The 15,052-nt window shown below is 71.2% G+C and carries 10 protein-coding genes; 6 read left to right on the top strand and 4 right to left on the bottom strand.

Going from position 1 to position 15,052, the window contains the following annotated elements:
* Window positions 1–39: 39 nt before the first annotated feature.
* The 4 genes from ACIBH1_RS16830 to ilvC all read left to right on the top strand — a co-directional run bounded on the left by ACIBH1_RS16830 (window position 40) and on the right by ilvC (window position 4,969).
* Window positions 40–1,506: a LuxR C-terminal-related transcriptional regulator gene (locus tag ACIBH1_RS16830; protein WP_397314643.1), complete on the top strand. Its 1,467-nt coding sequence runs from the start codon at window positions 40–42 to the stop codon at window positions 1,504–1,506.
* Between the two features lie 201 nt (window positions 1,507–1,707).
* Complete coding sequence (locus ACIBH1_RS16825; RefSeq protein WP_397314642.1) at window positions 1,708–3,441, top strand: acetolactate synthase large subunit; 1,734 nt, start codon at window positions 1,708–1,710, stop codon at window positions 3,439–3,441.
* Window positions 3,438–3,962, top strand: coding sequence for an acetolactate synthase small subunit (ilvN, locus tag ACIBH1_RS16820; RefSeq protein ID WP_181612807.1), 525 nt, complete (start codon window positions 3,438–3,440; stop codon window positions 3,960–3,962). Before ACIBH1_RS16825 ends, ilvN begins: the two co-directional genes overlap by 4 nt.
* A gap of 23 nt (window positions 3,963–3,985) precedes the next feature.
* Entirely contained in the window at window positions 3,986–4,969 is a 984-nt protein-coding gene (ilvC, locus tag ACIBH1_RS16815) for a ketol-acid reductoisomerase (RefSeq protein ID WP_397314683.1), read from the top strand.
* 79 nt (window positions 4,970–5,048) lie between these two features.
* On the opposite strand, the gene ACIBH1_RS16810 is transcribed toward ilvC, so the two are convergent.
* Window positions 5,049–6,455, bottom strand: coding sequence for an MFS transporter (locus ACIBH1_RS16810; protein ID WP_397314639.1), 1,407 nt, complete (start codon window positions 6,453–6,455; stop codon window positions 5,049–5,051).
* Window positions 6,456–6,733: 278 nt separating this feature from the next.
* Here ACIBH1_RS16810 and ACIBH1_RS16805 point away from each other — a divergent pair, with 278 nt between their 5' ends.
* Window positions 6,734–10,177 (top strand): BTAD domain-containing putative transcriptional regulator, encoded by a 3,444-nt coding sequence (locus ACIBH1_RS16805; RefSeq protein WP_397314638.1) that lies wholly within the window; start codon window positions 6,734–6,736, stop codon window positions 10,175–10,177.
* Between the two features lie 746 nt (window positions 10,178–10,923).
* On the opposite strand, the gene ACIBH1_RS16800 is transcribed toward ACIBH1_RS16805, so the two are convergent.
* Entirely contained in the window at window positions 10,924–11,742 is an 819-nt protein-coding gene (locus ACIBH1_RS16800) for a CAP domain-containing protein (protein ID WP_397314637.1), read from the bottom strand.
* A gap of 264 nt (window positions 11,743–12,006) precedes the next feature.
* Here ACIBH1_RS16800 and ACIBH1_RS16795 point away from each other — a divergent pair, with 264 nt between their 5' ends.
* Window positions 12,007–13,056 (top strand): hypothetical protein, encoded by a 1,050-nt coding sequence (locus ACIBH1_RS16795; RefSeq protein ID WP_397314636.1) that lies wholly within the window; start codon window positions 12,007–12,009, stop codon window positions 13,054–13,056.
* On the opposite strand, the gene ACIBH1_RS16790 is transcribed toward ACIBH1_RS16795, so the two are convergent.
* Entirely contained in the window at window positions 13,053–13,913 is an 861-nt protein-coding gene (locus ACIBH1_RS16790) for an LLM class F420-dependent oxidoreductase (RefSeq protein ID WP_397314635.1), read from the bottom strand. The two genes, ACIBH1_RS16795 and ACIBH1_RS16790, sit on opposite strands and share 4 nt — an antisense overlap.
* A 10-nt stretch (window positions 13,914–13,923) precedes the next feature.
* Window positions 13,924–14,817, bottom strand: a complete 894-nt coding sequence (locus ACIBH1_RS16785) for an RNA polymerase sigma factor (RefSeq protein WP_397314634.1) — start codon at window positions 14,815–14,817, stop codon at window positions 13,924–13,926.
* Between the last annotated feature and the right edge of the window lie 235 nt (window positions 14,818–15,052).

Here is a 15,052-nt window from a genome sequence, read left to right as displayed (position 1 = left end):
GGGTGTACGTACCCATCCACGCCCGTGCATGCTGGGAAGGTGACGGAGCCGGAGGAGCTGCACCGGCTGGCCAGGCAGGTCGAGGGCCAGGGCGACTTCCGCACCGCCATCGAGCTGTACGAACAGGCCTACGCCGCGCTGCGGGCCAGGGGTGAGACGCGGCTGCCCGCGCTCATCGCCGGGCGCTGGATCAGCTTCCTGTACGCCGCCGTGCACGGCAACCAGGCCGCCTGCAACGGCTGGCTGGAGCGGGCCAGGCGGCTGTGCGCGCAGGCGGGCGACTGCCCCGAGCTCGGGTGGGTACGGCTGGCCGAGGCCCTGACGACCGACGACTCCGCCGTGAAGGCACGCCACGCGGCCGAGGCGCGGGAGATCGCCGAGCGGTTCGGCGACACCGACCTGGGTTTCCTGGCGATGGCCTACGCGGGCACCGCGCTCGTGATGGACGGGCGGGTGCCCGACGGGATGCGGCTGATCGACGAGGCCGCCACCGCGGCGACCAACGGCGAGGTCGCCGACTACGTCACCAGCGGGGAGATCTACTGCAAGGTGCTGCTCTGCTGCGAGCTGGCGCTCGACGTGCGGCGGGCAGGCCAGTGGATGGAGGTGGCCGAGGCGTTCGCTCGGCGCACCGGCTACCTGCCGGTGTCGGCGATCTGCCGCATGTACTACGGCGGCATCCTGATCGCGGCGGGGCGGTGGGGCGAGGCGGAGGCGCAGCTCACCCGGTCGGCCGCGCTCTACGCCGACGGGTACGCCGCGATGCGGTCGGGGGCCGTGGTGCGGCTGGCCGACCTCAGGGTACGGCAGGGGCGGCTGGAGGAGGCGGAGCTGCTGCTGGAGGGGCTGGAGCACGACAGCTACGCCGTGCGGCCGCTGGCGGCGCTCCACCTGGCGCGGGGGCGGCCGGAGCTGGCGGCGACGGTGCTGCGGCGCTCGCCGGGGCCGTTGCCGGCGCCGTGCACGGCTCTGCTGGTGGAGGCCGAGCTGGCGATGGGCGCGCAGGCGGTGGCGCCGACCGGCGCGCTCTCCCCTCACCTGTCCTACGCCGCCGGGCTGGTGACCGGAGAGCTGGCGCACTTCGAGCGGGCCCTGGCCGCCGCCGTGTCGGCGGGGCTGCCGCTGGAGGAGGGCCGCATCCGCCTGGCCATCGCCAGGACGCTGGCCGTACGGGAGCCGAAGGTCGCCGCGGCCGAGGCGTGCCGCGCGCTGGAGACCTTCACCACACTCGGCGCCGCGCTGCACCGCTCGGAGGCCGCCGCCCTGCTGCGCGAGCTGGGCCTCACGCCGCCGACCGGAAGGCGCGGCGGCGGGCGGCTGACCGAGCGCGAGAAGGAGGTGCTCGCCCTGGTGGCCGAGGGCCTGTCGAACGACGAGATCGCCCGCCGGCTGTTCATCAGCAAACGCACCGCGGAGCACCATGTGGGCAACATCCTGGCCAAACTCGGACTGAGCACCCGCGCGGAGGCGGTGGCGCACGCTCTTCGCGAAGGTCTCGGATGGTGAGACATCTGTCCATCAGATTGACACTTCGGGGCGATGACCAGCTATGGTGGGTCCATGCTTCGCAGTGGGATTCTCGTAGTACTTCGCCGGCGCGCAGGCCGATAGCGAAGCACTCCGACCTGCGCGCCGCCCCGCTCCACCCGCACGGTGGAAGGGGCCTTTTTTATGTCCTGACGTGTCTGCACTAAAGGAAACGGACCGATGACCGAACGGATGACAGGTGCACAGGCCCTGGTGAGGGCGCTGGAGCACGTGGGTGTCGACACCGTGTTCGGGATCCCCGGCGGTGCCATCCTGCCCGCCTACGATCCCCTCTACGACTCGGTCAAGGTCCGCCACGTCCTTGTACGGCACGAGCAGGGCGCCGGGCACGCGGCCGAGGGTTACGCGCAGGCCACCGGCAAGGTGGGCGTGTGCATGGCCACCAGCGGCCCCGGCGCGACGAACCTGGTGACGCCGATCGCCGACGCCTACATGGACTCGGTCCCGATCGTGGCGATCACCGGCCAGGTGGCCAGCGCCGCGATCGGCACCGACGCGTTCCAGGAAGCCGACATCTCCGGCATCACCATGCCGATCACGAAGCACAACTTCCTGGTGACCGACCCCGCCGACATCCCGCGGACGATCATGGAGGCGTTCCACATCGCCGCCACCGGCCGTCCCGGTCCGGTGCTGGTCGACATCTCCAAGGACGCGTTGCAGGCCCAGACCGAGTTCCACTGGCCGCCGACGATGCAGCTGCCGGGCTACCGGCCGGTCACGCGGCCGCACTCCAAGCAGATCCGCGAGGCCGCCAAGCTGATCGCCGAGGCGCGACGCCCCGTGCTCTACGTGGGTGGCGGCGTGCACAAGGCCGGAGCCTCCGAGGAGCTTCTGCGCCTGGCCGAGCTGACCGGCATCCCCGTCGTGACCACGCTGATGGCCCGCGGCACCTTCCCCGACAGCCACCCGCTGCACATGGGCATGCCCGGCATGCACGGCAGCGTCTCGGCGGTCGGCGCGCTGCAGAAGTCCGACCTGCTGATCGGCCTCGGCGTGCGCTTCGACGACCGGGTCACCGGCCAGCTGTCCACCTTCGCGCCGCACGCCAAGATCGTCCACGCCGACATCGACCCGGCGGAGATCTCCAAGAACCGCCACGCCGACGTGCCGATCGTGGGCGACTGCAAGGAGGTCATCAACGACCTCATCAACGCGGTCGACCGCAAGGGCGACTACGCCGAATGGCAGAAACTGCTCAGCGGTATGAAGGAGACCTACCCCCTCGGCTACGAGGAGTTCTCCGACGGCTCGCTCGCCCCGCAGTACGTCATGGAGCGGCTGAGCTCCATCGTCGGCCCCGACGCCTTCTACGTGGCCGGCGTCGGCCAGCACCAGATGTGGGCGGCGCAGTTCATCGGCTACGAGAACCCCGGCACCTTCATCAACTCCGGCGGCCTGGGCACGATGGGCTTCGCGGTCCCCGCCGCGATGGGCGCCAAGATGGGCCGGCCCGACTCGGTCGTGTGGGCGATCGACGGCGACGGCTGCTTCCAGATGACCAACCAGGAGCTTGCCACCTGCGCCATCGAAGGCGTGCCGATCAAGGTCGCGGTCATCAACAACGGCAACCTCGGCATGGTCCGCCAGTGGCAGACGCTCTTCTACAACGAGCGCTACTCCAACACCGATCTGAAGACCACCCAGCGCATCCCCGACTTCGTCAAGCTCGCGGACGCGTATGGTTGTGTCGGCCTGCGATGCGAGCGCCCGGAAGACGTCGACGCGGTCATCAAGGAGGCCATGGAGATCAACGACCGGCCCGTCGTCATCGACTTCGTCGTCCACGCCGACGCGATGGTCTGGCCGATGGTCGCCGCCGGCACCAGCAACGACAACATCAAGATCGCCCGGGACATGGCTCCGACGTGGGAGAAGGACGATTCGGCATGAGTAAGCACACGCTCAGCGTGCTCGTGGAGAACAAGCCGGGTGTCCTGGCGCGCGTGTCGGCCCTGTTCTCCCGGCGCGGGTTCAACATCGACTCGCTCGCCGTCGGACCCACCGAGCACGACGACATCTCCCGCATGACGATCGTGGTCAACGTCGACTCGCTCCCGCTGGAGCAGGTCACCAAGCAGCTCAACAAGCTGGTCAACGTGCTGAAGATCGTCGAGCTCGACACCTCCCAGTCGGTGCAGCGCGAGCTGATGCTGATCAAGGTCAAGGCCGACGCCGACAGCCGCTCCCACGTGCTGGAGCTGGTCCAGCTCTTCCGCGCCAGGTGCGTGGACGTGGCGTCCGACGCGGTGACGATCGAGGTCACCGGCACCCCCGACAAGCTGGAGGCCTTCATCAAGGTCCTCGAGCCCTTCGGGATCAAGGAACTTGTCCAGTCGGGCATGGTGGCCATCGGCCGCGGCGCCCGATCCATCACTGACCGGTCCCTCAGGGCACTGGACCGCACCGCCTGAAAGGTATTAAGTACGTGACCGAGATCTTCTATGACGACCAGGCCGACCTGTCGATCATCCAGGGCCGTGTCGTGGCCGTCATCGGGTACGGCAGCCAGGGCCACGCCCACGCCCTCTCGCTTCGCGACTCGGGCGTGGACGTCCGCGTCGGCCTGCCCGAGGGATCCAAGTCCCGCGAGAAGGCCGTGAACGACGGGCTGCGCGTGGTCACCCCCGCCGAGGCCGCGGCCGAGGCCGACCTCATCATGATCCTCGCGCCCGACCACGTCCAGCGCCACCTGTACGCCAACGACATCCAGCCGAACCTGCAGGAGGGCGACGCGCTCTTCTTCGGTCACGGCCTCAACATCCGCTACGGCCTCATCGAGGCCCCCGAGGGTGTCGACGTGGCCATGGTCGCCCCCAAGGGCCCCGGCCACCTCGTGCGCCGCCAGTTCGAGGCCGGGCGCGGCGTGCCCTGCCTCGTGGCGGTCGAGAAGGACGCGTCGGGCAAGGCGTTCGAGCTCGCCCTGTCGTACGCCAAGGGCATCGGCGGCACCCGCGCCGGCGCGCTCAAGACGACCTTCACCGAGGAGACCGAGACCGACCTGTTCGGCGAGCAGGCCGTGCTGTGCGGCGGCGTGTCCGAGCTGATCAAGGCCGGTTTCGAGACCCTCATCGAGGCCGGCTACCAGCCCGAGGTCGCCTACTTCGAGTGCCTCCACGAGATGAAGCTGATCGTCGACCTCATGTACGAAGGCGGCATCTCCAAGATGTACTGGTCGGTGTCCGACACCGCCGAGTACGGCGGCTACACCCGCGGCCCGCGCGTCGTGACGGCCGAGTCGAAGGCGGCGATGAAGCAGATCCTGGCCGAGATCCAGGACGGCACGTTCGCGCGCCAGCTTGTCGAGGAGTTCGACGGCGGGCAGAAGGAGTTCACGGCGTTCCGCGAGGAACTGGCCGAGCACCCGATCGAGAAGACCGGTGCGAAGCTGCGCCCGATGATGAGCTGGCTGAAGGGCTGATCGACGGCTCTGTTCTCTGTACGGCACGGCGCCGCCCGGATCCTTCCGGGCGGCGCCGTCGCTTTGTGCTGATTGGTGATCATCGGGCCAGCCTGACCAGCGCCAGCGCCCCCGCGGTCAGAACGGCCAGCGCCGCATGGACACTGCCCGAGCCGAAGTACACCAGCCCCGTCAAGGTCACCCCCAGCACCCCGCCCATCTCCTGCACGGTCCCCAGCACACCCGCCGCCGATCCGGCCCTGCCCTCGTCCACCCCCTCCAGAGTCCTGGCGATCAGCGGCGACATGAGCAACCCCATCCCGGCCCCCGCCGCGAACAGCCCGGGAATCAGCTGGACCGGCGAGTCACCGATCCCCTGCATGATCAGCAGGAACCCGCCCGCCAGCATCAGCGCCGCGACCGCCGGCCGCTGGGCGGGCACCCGGGAGGCGACCAGGAAACCCGCGTTCAGCGCGGTGAACACCGCCCCCGAGGTCAGCGGATCCAGCCCCAGCCGGTCCTGCAGATGGATCGCCAGGACGAACGTCAGCCCCGACGAGCTGCCGAACAACAGCGTCACTGCGACCAGGCCCCTGACGAACGGGGCGCCGGCGAACAGGGCCAGATCGACGAGCGGCTGGGCGACACGCTTCTGGCGGCGGACGAAGGCGGCCAGCAGCACGGCCGCGGCGGCGAGGCTGAACCAGGTCCACAACGGCCAGCCGTACTGCCGGCCCTCGGTCAGCGGAACAACCACGGCCACCAGCGCCGCGGCGATGAGTGCGGCCCCTGGCCCGTCAAGCCGCGCCCGCATGCCGTGCTCTCGCCGGAGCCGCGATTGCGCCACAGGCGTGCCCTGAGAATCCGACGCTCCCGGCCCATCCGTGGCACAGGGCACGCTCTGAGGCAGCAGCCGCTTGGCGAACACCAGGGCAGCCACACCCAGCGGCAGGTTGATGAGAAAGCACATCCGCCACCCCAGCCCCGCCACATCGGAGGCCACCAGCAGCCCGCCCACCACCTGCCCACTCACCCCAGCCAGCCCAACGGCACTGCCGTACCACGCGAAGGCCCGCCGACGATCGGCCCCACCGGGATAAAGCACCCCCAGCAGCGTGAGCACCTGCGGCGCCATCAACGCCGCCGCCGCCCCCTGAACGACACGAGAGCCGACCAGCGCCACCGACGACGGCGCCACCCCACACGCCGCCGAAGCCAAGGTGAAAAGCGCCAGACCGATCAGAAAGATCCGGCGAGCCCCATACACGTCGCCCATACGCCCAGCGACGATCACCCCGGCCGCGTACGCCAGACCGTACCCCGCGATGACCAACTGCGTCGCACCCTCGCTCGCATGCAGGTCGGCGCGGATGGAGGGGAGCGCCACGTTGGCGATGAAGAAGTCGAGCGTGGTGACGAAGGCGGCGGTCAACAGGACGGGCAGCGCCCCCCAACGGGCAACCGGACGAGCCGGCGCCTGGACGGGCGGGAGCAGCGCGAGGGCCATGATTCTCCTGGCAGGTGGGGCGGAGGGGATGGTGGCAACCCTGCCGAGGGGGCGTTATGGGATGGTTTGGATGCGGTTATGGAGGGAGTTACGACGCGTTGTCCCGACGCCCTGACCTCGCACTCACCGCTCCCGCCCCACCACCGCCCCGATTCGCCCACCCCACCCCGCCTGGTGCTCGCCTCGCACGCCACTGGCATTTCGCCCCTCATGCCTGCCTGCCACGACGGCCGAAAACGGCTGCGTTCTTGTCGGTGGCGCCGGTTAGCCTGATCCGCATGCGATTCGGTGTGCTCGGCCCGCTCACGGTCTGGTCGGCTGACGGGGATCAGGTGCGCATCCCCGAGGCCAAGGTCCGCGCACTGCTGGCCGACCTGCTGGTGCACCAGGGCCGTCCGGTCACCGCCGACCGGCTGATCGACGACCTGTGGGGCGAGCACCCTCCGGGCAAGCCGGCGGGCGCGCTGCGCGTGAAGGTGTCGCAGCTGCGCCGCGTCCTGGAGGAGGCCGTGCCGGGAGGGCGCGAGCAACTCGCCTTCCGCCAGCCCGGTTACCTCCTCGAAGGCGCCTCCGACGCCGACCGCTTCCACGAACTGCTGGACCTGGCCAGGGCCAGTGACGATCCGCGCATAAAGGCCGGCCTGCTGGGCGACGCGCTGGCGTTGTGGCGGGGGCCCGCTTTCGCCGATTTCCGCGACGAGGAGTTCGTGCGCCCGGCCGTGGTGCGGCTGGAGGAGCAGCGGCTCGTGGCCTTGGAGGAGCAGGCGCAGGCCCGCCTGGAGCTGGGCGAGCATGGCGCGCTGGCGGCCGAGCTGGCCGACCTGGTCGCCGCCCACCCGCTGCGCGAGCGGCTGCGCGGCCTCCACATCAGGGCCCTCTACCTGGCCGGACGGCAGAGCGAGGCGCTCGACAGTTACGCCGCGCTACGCGATCTGCTGCGCGACGAGCTCGGCCTCGATCCCAGCCCCGAGCTGGCGGAGCTGCACCAGCTGATCCTCGCGCAGGATCCGTCGCTGGGCCCTGGCGCGAGGTCGCGCTCGAACCTGCCCGCGCCCGTCAACGAGCTGATCGGGCGGGAAGCGGCCCTGGCGGAGGTGCGCGAGCTGATCAAGTCCCACCGGCTGGTCACGCTGACCGGGCCTGGCGGGGTCGGCAAGACCCGCCTGGCTTTGGAGGCGGCGGCCGAGGCCGACTTCCCCGACGGGGTGTGGCTGGTGGAGCTGGCCGCGATCGACCAGCCGTCGAAGATGGGCATCGTGCACGCGGTGGCCGGGGCGCTCGGCATCCGCGACGACTCGACCGGCAAGACCTCGGCCTCCTCCGGCGGGTGCAGGATGTCCGACTGGCTGGGCGACAAGCGGCTGCTGATCGTGCTCGACAACTGCGAACACGTCATCGAGGTGGTCGCGCACACCGTCGAGCAGCTGCTGCGCGGTGCGCCGGGAGTGCGGTTCCTGGCCACCAGCCAGGAACCGCTCAACCTGACCGGCGAGTGCCTGTGGCCGGTGTCGCCGCTCGACCCCGACGACGACGGCCCCGCCGTACGGCTGTTCGCCGCCAGGGCGCCCGGCCTGGTGCTCGACGACGACAACCGGCGGATCGTGGGCGAGATCTGCCGTCGGCTCGACGGCATCCCGCTGGCCATCGAGCTGGCCGCCACCCGCACCCGTGCGCTCAGCCCGCGCCAGCTCCTGGAACGGCTCGACGACCGTTTCCGCCTGCTGGCGGCGGGCAAACGCGACGCGCCCGCCAGGCAGCAGACACTCCGGGCGATGATCGACTGGAGCTGGGAGCTGGCCTCCGACGACGAGCGGGTGGTCCTGCGACGCCTGGCCGTCCACGCCGACAGCTGCACACTGGAGGCGGCCGAGGCGGTGTGCGCCGCGCCGGGGCTCGACGTGCTCGACCTGCTGGCCCGGCTGATCGACAGGTCGCTGGTGGTCAAGCTCCCGCCGGCCGAGGGCCGCGAGCCTCGCTACCGGGTGCTCGAGTCGGTCGCCGCCTACTGCGACGAGCGTCTGCGGGAGGCCGGCGAGGTCGACGAGATGCGGCTGCGGCATCTGCGCTACTACACGGAGCTCGCCGAGCGGGCCGAAGCAGGGCTGCGCGGACACGGCCAGAGCGAGTGGCTCGCCGTGCTCGACGCCGAGAGCGCCAACGTGGTGTCCGCACTGGAGTGGGCGGTCGCACACCGCACCCAGGAGGAGGCGCTGCGGCTCGTCAACGCGATGGCCTGGCACTGGCACCTGCGCGGGCGGTTCGAGTCGGGATTCCGCTTCTTCGACCTGGCCCTGTCGACTCCCGGTCAGGCCTCGCATGAGGTGCTGTCGGCTCCTGGTCAGGTGTCGGGTGAGGTGCTGTCGGCTCCTGGTCAGGCCTCGGGCGAGGCGGTGTCGGTTCCCGGTGAGGCTCCGGCCGAGGAGCCGTCGGGTTCCGACCAAGTCCGCGTCGGGACGCTGTCGGCTCCTGGTCAGGTGTCGGGTGAGGTGCTGTCGGCTCCTGGTCAGGCCTCGGGCGAGGCGGTGTCGGTTCCCGGTGAGGCTCCGGCCGAGGAGCCGTCGGGTTCCGACCAAGTCCGCGTCGGGACGCTGTCGGCTCCCGGTCAGGCATCGGAGGAGACGGTGTCGGTTCCCGGTGAGGCTCCGGCCGAGATGCGGGCCGAGGCGATGGCGTGGCGGGCCGGGCTGATGTTGCAGTTCAGCGGGTGCGACGTCACCGTGGTCGAGGCGCTCGGGGCGCTGGAGCAGATCCCCGACGAGAGGCGGCGGGCCCGTCTCGCGTGGTACATCGCGCTGGGCATGTGGGGGCGCGGAGACCTCGCGATGAGCGAGCGGCTGGTACGCGAGGCGCTGGAGACCTTCGAGGCCGTCGACGACGTGTGGGGCATCGCCGCCGCGCTCGGGCTGCGATCCGGGCAGTGCCTGCTGCAGGGCGACATGGCCGGAGCGCACGACCACGCGAGGCGCAGCGCCGAGATCTTCGAACAGCTCGGCGACCGCTCGGGCGTCCTGACCGCCACCGGGGAGCTGGCCAAGCTCGCCGTGATCGCCGCCGACTACGACCAGGCGGCCGTCCGATACCAGCAGGCCCTGGAGGCCGCCGAGGAGCTCGGATTCTGGATCGAGGTGTCGCACAGCCTGGCCGGACTCGGGCGGATCGCTCTGCTGAGAGGTGAGTACGGCCAGGCCGACGAGTTGCACGAGCGTGCCGCGCGGCTGGCTGCGGAGCAGTCCAACCCGTTCGCCGGGCACTTCGCGGAGATCGGGCTGGCACTGTCGGCCCGGCGCCAGGGGAGGCTCGATGACGCCGAGCGGTATCTGCGGCGGTGGCTGGAATGGCTGGAAATGATCGACGGCGCTCCGGGGAGTGCGTTGTGCCTGGCCGAGCTGGGCTTCGTCGCCGAGCTGAGGGGGCACGCGGAGGAGGCGATGGAGCTGCACCGAGCCGGTTACGAGCAGGCCAGGGAGACGGGGGATCCCCGGGCGGTGGCGTTGGCGCAGGAGGGGCTCGCGGGGGCTGAGACCTTGGCGGGCAATCACCGGGTGGCGGCTCGGTTGCTGGGGGCTGCTGCTCGGGCGCGGGCCGGGGTGGGGGTGCCGTTGCCGCCTGCTGAGCGGGCCGACGTGGACCGCATCTCGGGGGCCCTGCGGGAGGCGTTGGGGGAGGCGGACTTCCGGGCGGAGTTCGAGGCGGGCATGGAGGGCGAGATCAGCGTGCTGTGAGGCGCAGGGCGGGGAGCGCGGCGAGCTTGTGGCGTGGGCTGGGGGAGTGGGCCGAGGCTCTGGGGTGGGGAGCGGGCGAAGCTCGGGTGCGGCCGGGGGCAGCGGTAACGCTCGCGGTGCGGCAGGTGAGGCGTCGGGCTACGGAAGCGTCGGGCGGCGGTAGCGGCGTCGCGCGGGGGGAGGCGGTGAGGCTTCCGCAGGAGAGGCGGGTGGGCCCCAGAGGCTGTCCGCGGGAGGTGGACGAGCCCCAGGGGCTGTTCGCGAGAGGCGGGGCGAGCCCAGGGTCGTCCGCGGGAGGCGGACGAGCTTGGCGCTGGTGAAGCCGTCCGTGACGGCGGGTGGTCGGGCGGCCGGTGAGCGTCGCCCTGGAGGGTCCCTGGCCGTGGGCGGCGGGTGGGGGTGACCCCGCGTGCCGTACGAAATCAGCGGGCGGAGAGGGAGCCGCGAGAGAAGGCCTGGGCTGAGAAGGGGCCGCCCGCCCGCGCGGGAGGCGCGGGCGGGCGGGGTGGGAGTTGGGTCCTGGCGCGAGCGCCGGGTTGACTCCCGGGCCGGGTGCGCGGCTACCCGGCGGTCTGGCGGAGCGCCGAGCCGATGCAGGGGGCGCGGCGCTCCGCTGGGGCGACGGCACGATGGCCGAGGCCCCGGGGGAGGGCGCCGGGGGTGTGCGGGGTCCGGCGACCTCCATCGGGACGAGCGTCGGGCGCGCAGGGGATGCGGCGCGGTGGAAGGCCGACGCTCTGGGTGGATCAGGGGCGGGCGAAGTCCTGGGTCCAGTACTGACCCGCTGAGACGTGTCCGACTCCGATGTGGGTGAAGCTGCAGTTCATGATGTTGGCGCGGTGGCCGGGGCTGTTGAGCCAGCCGTTCACGACTGCCTGGGCGCTCGTGTAGCCCTTGGCGATGTTCTCGCCCGCCATGGTGAACACGAAGCCCGAGTCCTTGAGCCGCTGGCCGAAGGAGCGGCCGTCGGCCGAGGTGTGGCTGAAGTAGTTCTTGGCGGACATGTCGGCCGAGTGGGCGTCGGCCGCGGCGTGGAGCTTGGCGTCGTGGACGAGGGCGCCGCAGCCCTGCTGCGCGCGGGCGGCGTTGGTGAGCTTGACGACCTCCTCCTCGATCGCGGTGCCGATGCCGCCGCCGGAGGGCGGGGGCGTGGTGGGGGTCGAGCTCGGCGGCGGGGTGGTGGGGCTCGTGCTGGGTGGGGTCGTCGGCGTGGGGGTGGGCGTCGCGGGCGACTCGCACGAGAGCGTGACGGCTCTCGACGTGTGCTTGTGGCCGCGGTAGTCGATGGCGACCACGTAGTAGCGGCGCGGGGCGTCGCTGCAGCGGACGCCTGCGGTGATGGTGCCGTTCGTCACGCGGAGGGAACCGCTCTTGAGCGTGCGGTCGGGGCCTCGCTTGGCTTGCTTGATGCGCACTCGCAGCAGGGCTCGGTCGTCGCAGCCGCTTCTGATGCCGGTTCCGCGGATCATGCCCTTCTGGTCGATGTACGGCTTGACCGCACCGACCCGGCATTCCGCGGAGGGCGTGGCCGTCGATGCTTGGGCGACGGCGACGGGAGTGCTCAATGCCGCAAGACTGCCTAGGCAGGAGATTGCCAGGAGCTGTCTGCGCACGATGTGCCTCCATGGAGGGTTAGACGCTGCTTCGAACCGGCATTCTGGTGGGCGCAGATCGGTCATGTCACGAAAAACGCTCCTATACCTGGAGCTCCATGTTGCTCATTCGTAACAAACATCTCTCTGGCCTCGGTAAACCCTTTGGCGACTCGTGCGTCTGAGCTGGGCGTAACTCGGTTGCGGTGGGGTGGGCGCCGGGCGAAGCATGTCCGCATGACGGATTGGCGGGCGGTGGCTCGCGAGCACATGCCGTTCTGGGATGAAGGGGACGAAGCGGGCGCCGCCGAGGCGGTGACGGTCCTTGATCGGCTCGGGGTACGGCACAGCCCGGTGGCGGAGTGGGATCGGGGGCCCTATCAGCCGTTGGGGGCTTATGGGATCAAATATCCGGTTCTGGTGGCTTGCCTGCCCGACCTGCCGGAGGGAGATCTGCCCCCTGGTGAGTGGATCGCGGTGCGGCATCACTCGATGGGCTTCACCTGCTGGCACGACGACCTCGTGGTCAAGGTGCTGGAGCCGAGGGAGCGCGAGGGCATGCGGCGGTTGAGCGATCACTACGTCGGGACGAATCTGGAGGACCCGACGATCGACGATCTGGTCGACTATCGGGAGCGGCTGGGGCGGCTGCTGGGGGTGAGCAGCCCGCCGCGGGAGAAGTGGGTGCGTGAGGCCTGGTATCCGGTCGATGCGGCTGACGCCAGTGTGATGACCGGCGACGAGGTCCCCGAGGGGGCTCGGCTGGTGATCCTCGGGGAGAACGGGAACGTTCCACCGGACGAGCAGGAGGTGCCCTCGGATGAACCGGGCACGGAGGCGGATCCCGGCGTCGCCCGGGAGCCTTCGGACGCCGCCGGGGAATGGAAGCCGCCCGCGCCCCAGCCTTCCGTCCTGGGACTTCTCGCGCTGGTGCTGGCCACGTATGCGGGCGGGCCGGCGCCCGAAGACGAGCGACGCTGGCAGGCCGTACGGCACGCGGATCAGGAGTGGCTGGTGACCGTCCTGTCGCCCCGGGAGGAGGGCGTGTGGCGCTTGGCCGAGGAGTACGCCGGTCGGGTCCCCGAGCACGAGGAGGGCCCGACGCTCGATGAGCTGATCGCCTACCGCGAGCGGTTGCGCGAGCTCACCGGCGCCGATCTCACCCGGCCGTCATGGCACCTGGGCCCGTCGACGCTGCCGATCGACGTGGAGCAGGTGCCGCACCTGACCGGCGAGCGGATCGACCTGCCCAGGGGCGACACCTGGCACCTGCTGCTGATGCTCTAGAGCTTGGGCACCACCACGCTCGCCACCTGCTCGGCGAACTGTGCCGGGTGCCCGGCCGGGGTGAGCTGGATCTCGCTCACCCCCATCGCGGCGTACGCCCCCACGGCGGCGAGGAAGGCATCGACGTCGTCGAGGACGGCGGGCACGTACATCACGGTCTTCTCGATCGTGTCGTAGTCGCGCCCTTCGGTCTCGCAGTGCCCGCGCAGCACCCCGAGCTTGCGCTCCACCTCGTCGGGGTCGGTCCCGAACAGGTTGCAGGCGTCGGCGTACCGGGCCACGAGCCGCAGCGTCTTCTGCTCGCCTCCTCCGCCGATCATGATCGGCGGCCGGGGTGAGGCGAGCGGCGGCGGCACGCAGATCGTCTCGGCCAGCCGGTAGTGGCGCCCCTCGAAGGGCCCGTCGTCGTCGCTCCACATCTGCAGGCAGATGCGCAGCGTCTCCTCCAGGCGCTCGAACCGCTCGGCGACCGGGACGACGGGCACGCCCAGGCCGTGCTGCTCCCGCTCGTACCAGGACGCGCCGAGCCCGAGCCGTGCCCTGCCGCCGGACAGCACGTCGAGGGTGGTCACGGTCTTGGCCAGGAGGCCGGGGTGGCGGTACATGACGCCGGTGACGAGCAGGCCGAGCGTCATCGCCCTGGTGTGGGCGGCGACGAAGCCCAGGGTCGTGTAGCCCTCCAGCATGGGTTCCGTGGCGGCGGTGGTCGCCGTCTCCATCTGGAAGAAGTGGTCCATGACGGTGAAGGAGGCGAACCCCGCCTCCTCCGCGATGCGTGCGGTCTCGGCCAGCGTGGGGGCGATGCTCGCCGGGTCGGCCGGGGTGGAGAAGTTCCAGTAGTGCAGACCTAGCTTCATGTTCGGCACATTACGCCTGCTCGGGGATCACCGTCGCGGATGGCGCGTTGTGAGCAACCCGGAGCTGGTCGCGCAGGCGGGTCAAGTGGGCGGTCTCGGGGGTGTTGCCCGCCAGCTCGATGGCCCTGCCGTACGCCTCGTGGGCCTCCTGATCCCGACCCAGCCGTCGCAGCAGGTCGGCGCGGGTGACGTGGTGGGCGTGGTAGCCGGCGAGCCGGTCGACGATGGCCAGCGCCGCCTTGAGGCCGTCGAGCTCGGCGACCGCGATGGCCCGGTTGAGGGCGACGACCGGTGACGGGTCGAGGGTGGCGAGCTGGTCGTAGAGGGCGACGACCTGCGACCAGTCGGTGTCGCGCACGTCGCGGGCCGAGGTGTGCACGGCGTTGATCGCCGCGAGGATCTGGTACGGTCCCGGCGGCTCGCCGGTGGCCAGGCGCAGGCGCACCAGCCGGTGGCCCTCGGCGATCAGTGTCGCGTTCCACGTGCCGCGATCCTGCTCGCCGAGGGGGACCAGCGCGCCGTCGCCGGACACGCGTGCCGTACGGCGGGCCTCGGTCATGAGCATCAGCGCCAGCAGCCCCGCCACCTCGCCGTCGCCGGGCAGGAGAGCGTGGATCAGGCGGGTGAGGCGGATCGCCTCGGCGGTCAGGTCGTGCCGTACGGGATCGGTCCCGCGCCCGGTGGCCAGGTAGCCCTCGATGAAGACGAGGTAGAGGACGGCGAGCACGCCGGAGACGCGCGCGGGCAGATCGTGCGCGGCCGGCACCCGGTAGGGGATGCGCGCCGTCTTGATCTTGGCCTTCGCGCGGGTGATCCGCTGCCCCATGGTGCCTTCCTGGACGAGGAAGGCGCGGGCGATCTCGGCCATGGTCAGTCCGCCGACCAGGCGCAGCGTCAGCGCCACGCGCCTCCATCGCCAGGGCGGGATGGCACCTGGGTCATGGTGGTCAGCTTCATGGGATGGATCCTCTTGGTGGGTGAGTGTTCATCCCTTCCACGAACGGCTTGCGCCGGATCCGGCAGTGGGGGGGGGGGGGCCCCCGGGCCCCCCCCCCCCCCCCCCCCGGGGGCGGCGCCGCGCGGGCGCGCCCCCCCCCCCCCCCGCCCCCCCCGTACACGTGGGGGGCGCTGCTGGAGCG

Origin of the sequence: Nonomuraea sp. NPDC050663, from assembly GCF_044456985.1 — a bacterium.
Lineage (GTDB): Bacteria > Actinomycetota > Actinomycetes > Streptosporangiales > Streptosporangiaceae > Nonomuraea.
The sequence above is the reverse complement of the archived record's forward strand: the minus strand, read 5'-3'. Positions and strand labels throughout refer to the sequence as shown.

What these genes read in the sequence shown, in the direction of transcription:
- ACIBH1_RS16825 (WP_397314642.1), top strand. Translation starts at nt 1,708, where the DNA reads ATGACCGAACGGATGACAGGTGCACAGGCCCTGGTGAGGGCGCTGGAG.
- ilvN (WP_181612807.1), top strand. Translation starts at nt 3,438, where the DNA reads ATGAGTAAGCACACGCTCAGCGTGCTCGTGGAGAACAAGCCGGGTGTC.
- ACIBH1_RS16810 (WP_397314639.1), bottom strand. Translation starts at nt 6,455, where the DNA reads ATGGCCCTCGCGCTGCTCCCGCCCGTCCAGGCGCCGGCTCGTCCGGTT.
- ACIBH1_RS16805 (WP_397314638.1), top strand. Translation starts at nt 6,734, where the DNA reads ATGCGATTCGGTGTGCTCGGCCCGCTCACGGTCTGGTCGGCTGACGGG.
- ACIBH1_RS16795 (WP_397314636.1), top strand. Translation starts at nt 12,007, where the DNA reads ATGACGGATTGGCGGGCGGTGGCTCGCGAGCACATGCCGTTCTGGGAT.
- ACIBH1_RS16790 (WP_397314635.1), bottom strand. Translation starts at nt 13,913, where the DNA reads ATGAAGCTAGGTCTGCACTACTGGAACTTCTCCACCCCGGCCGACCCG.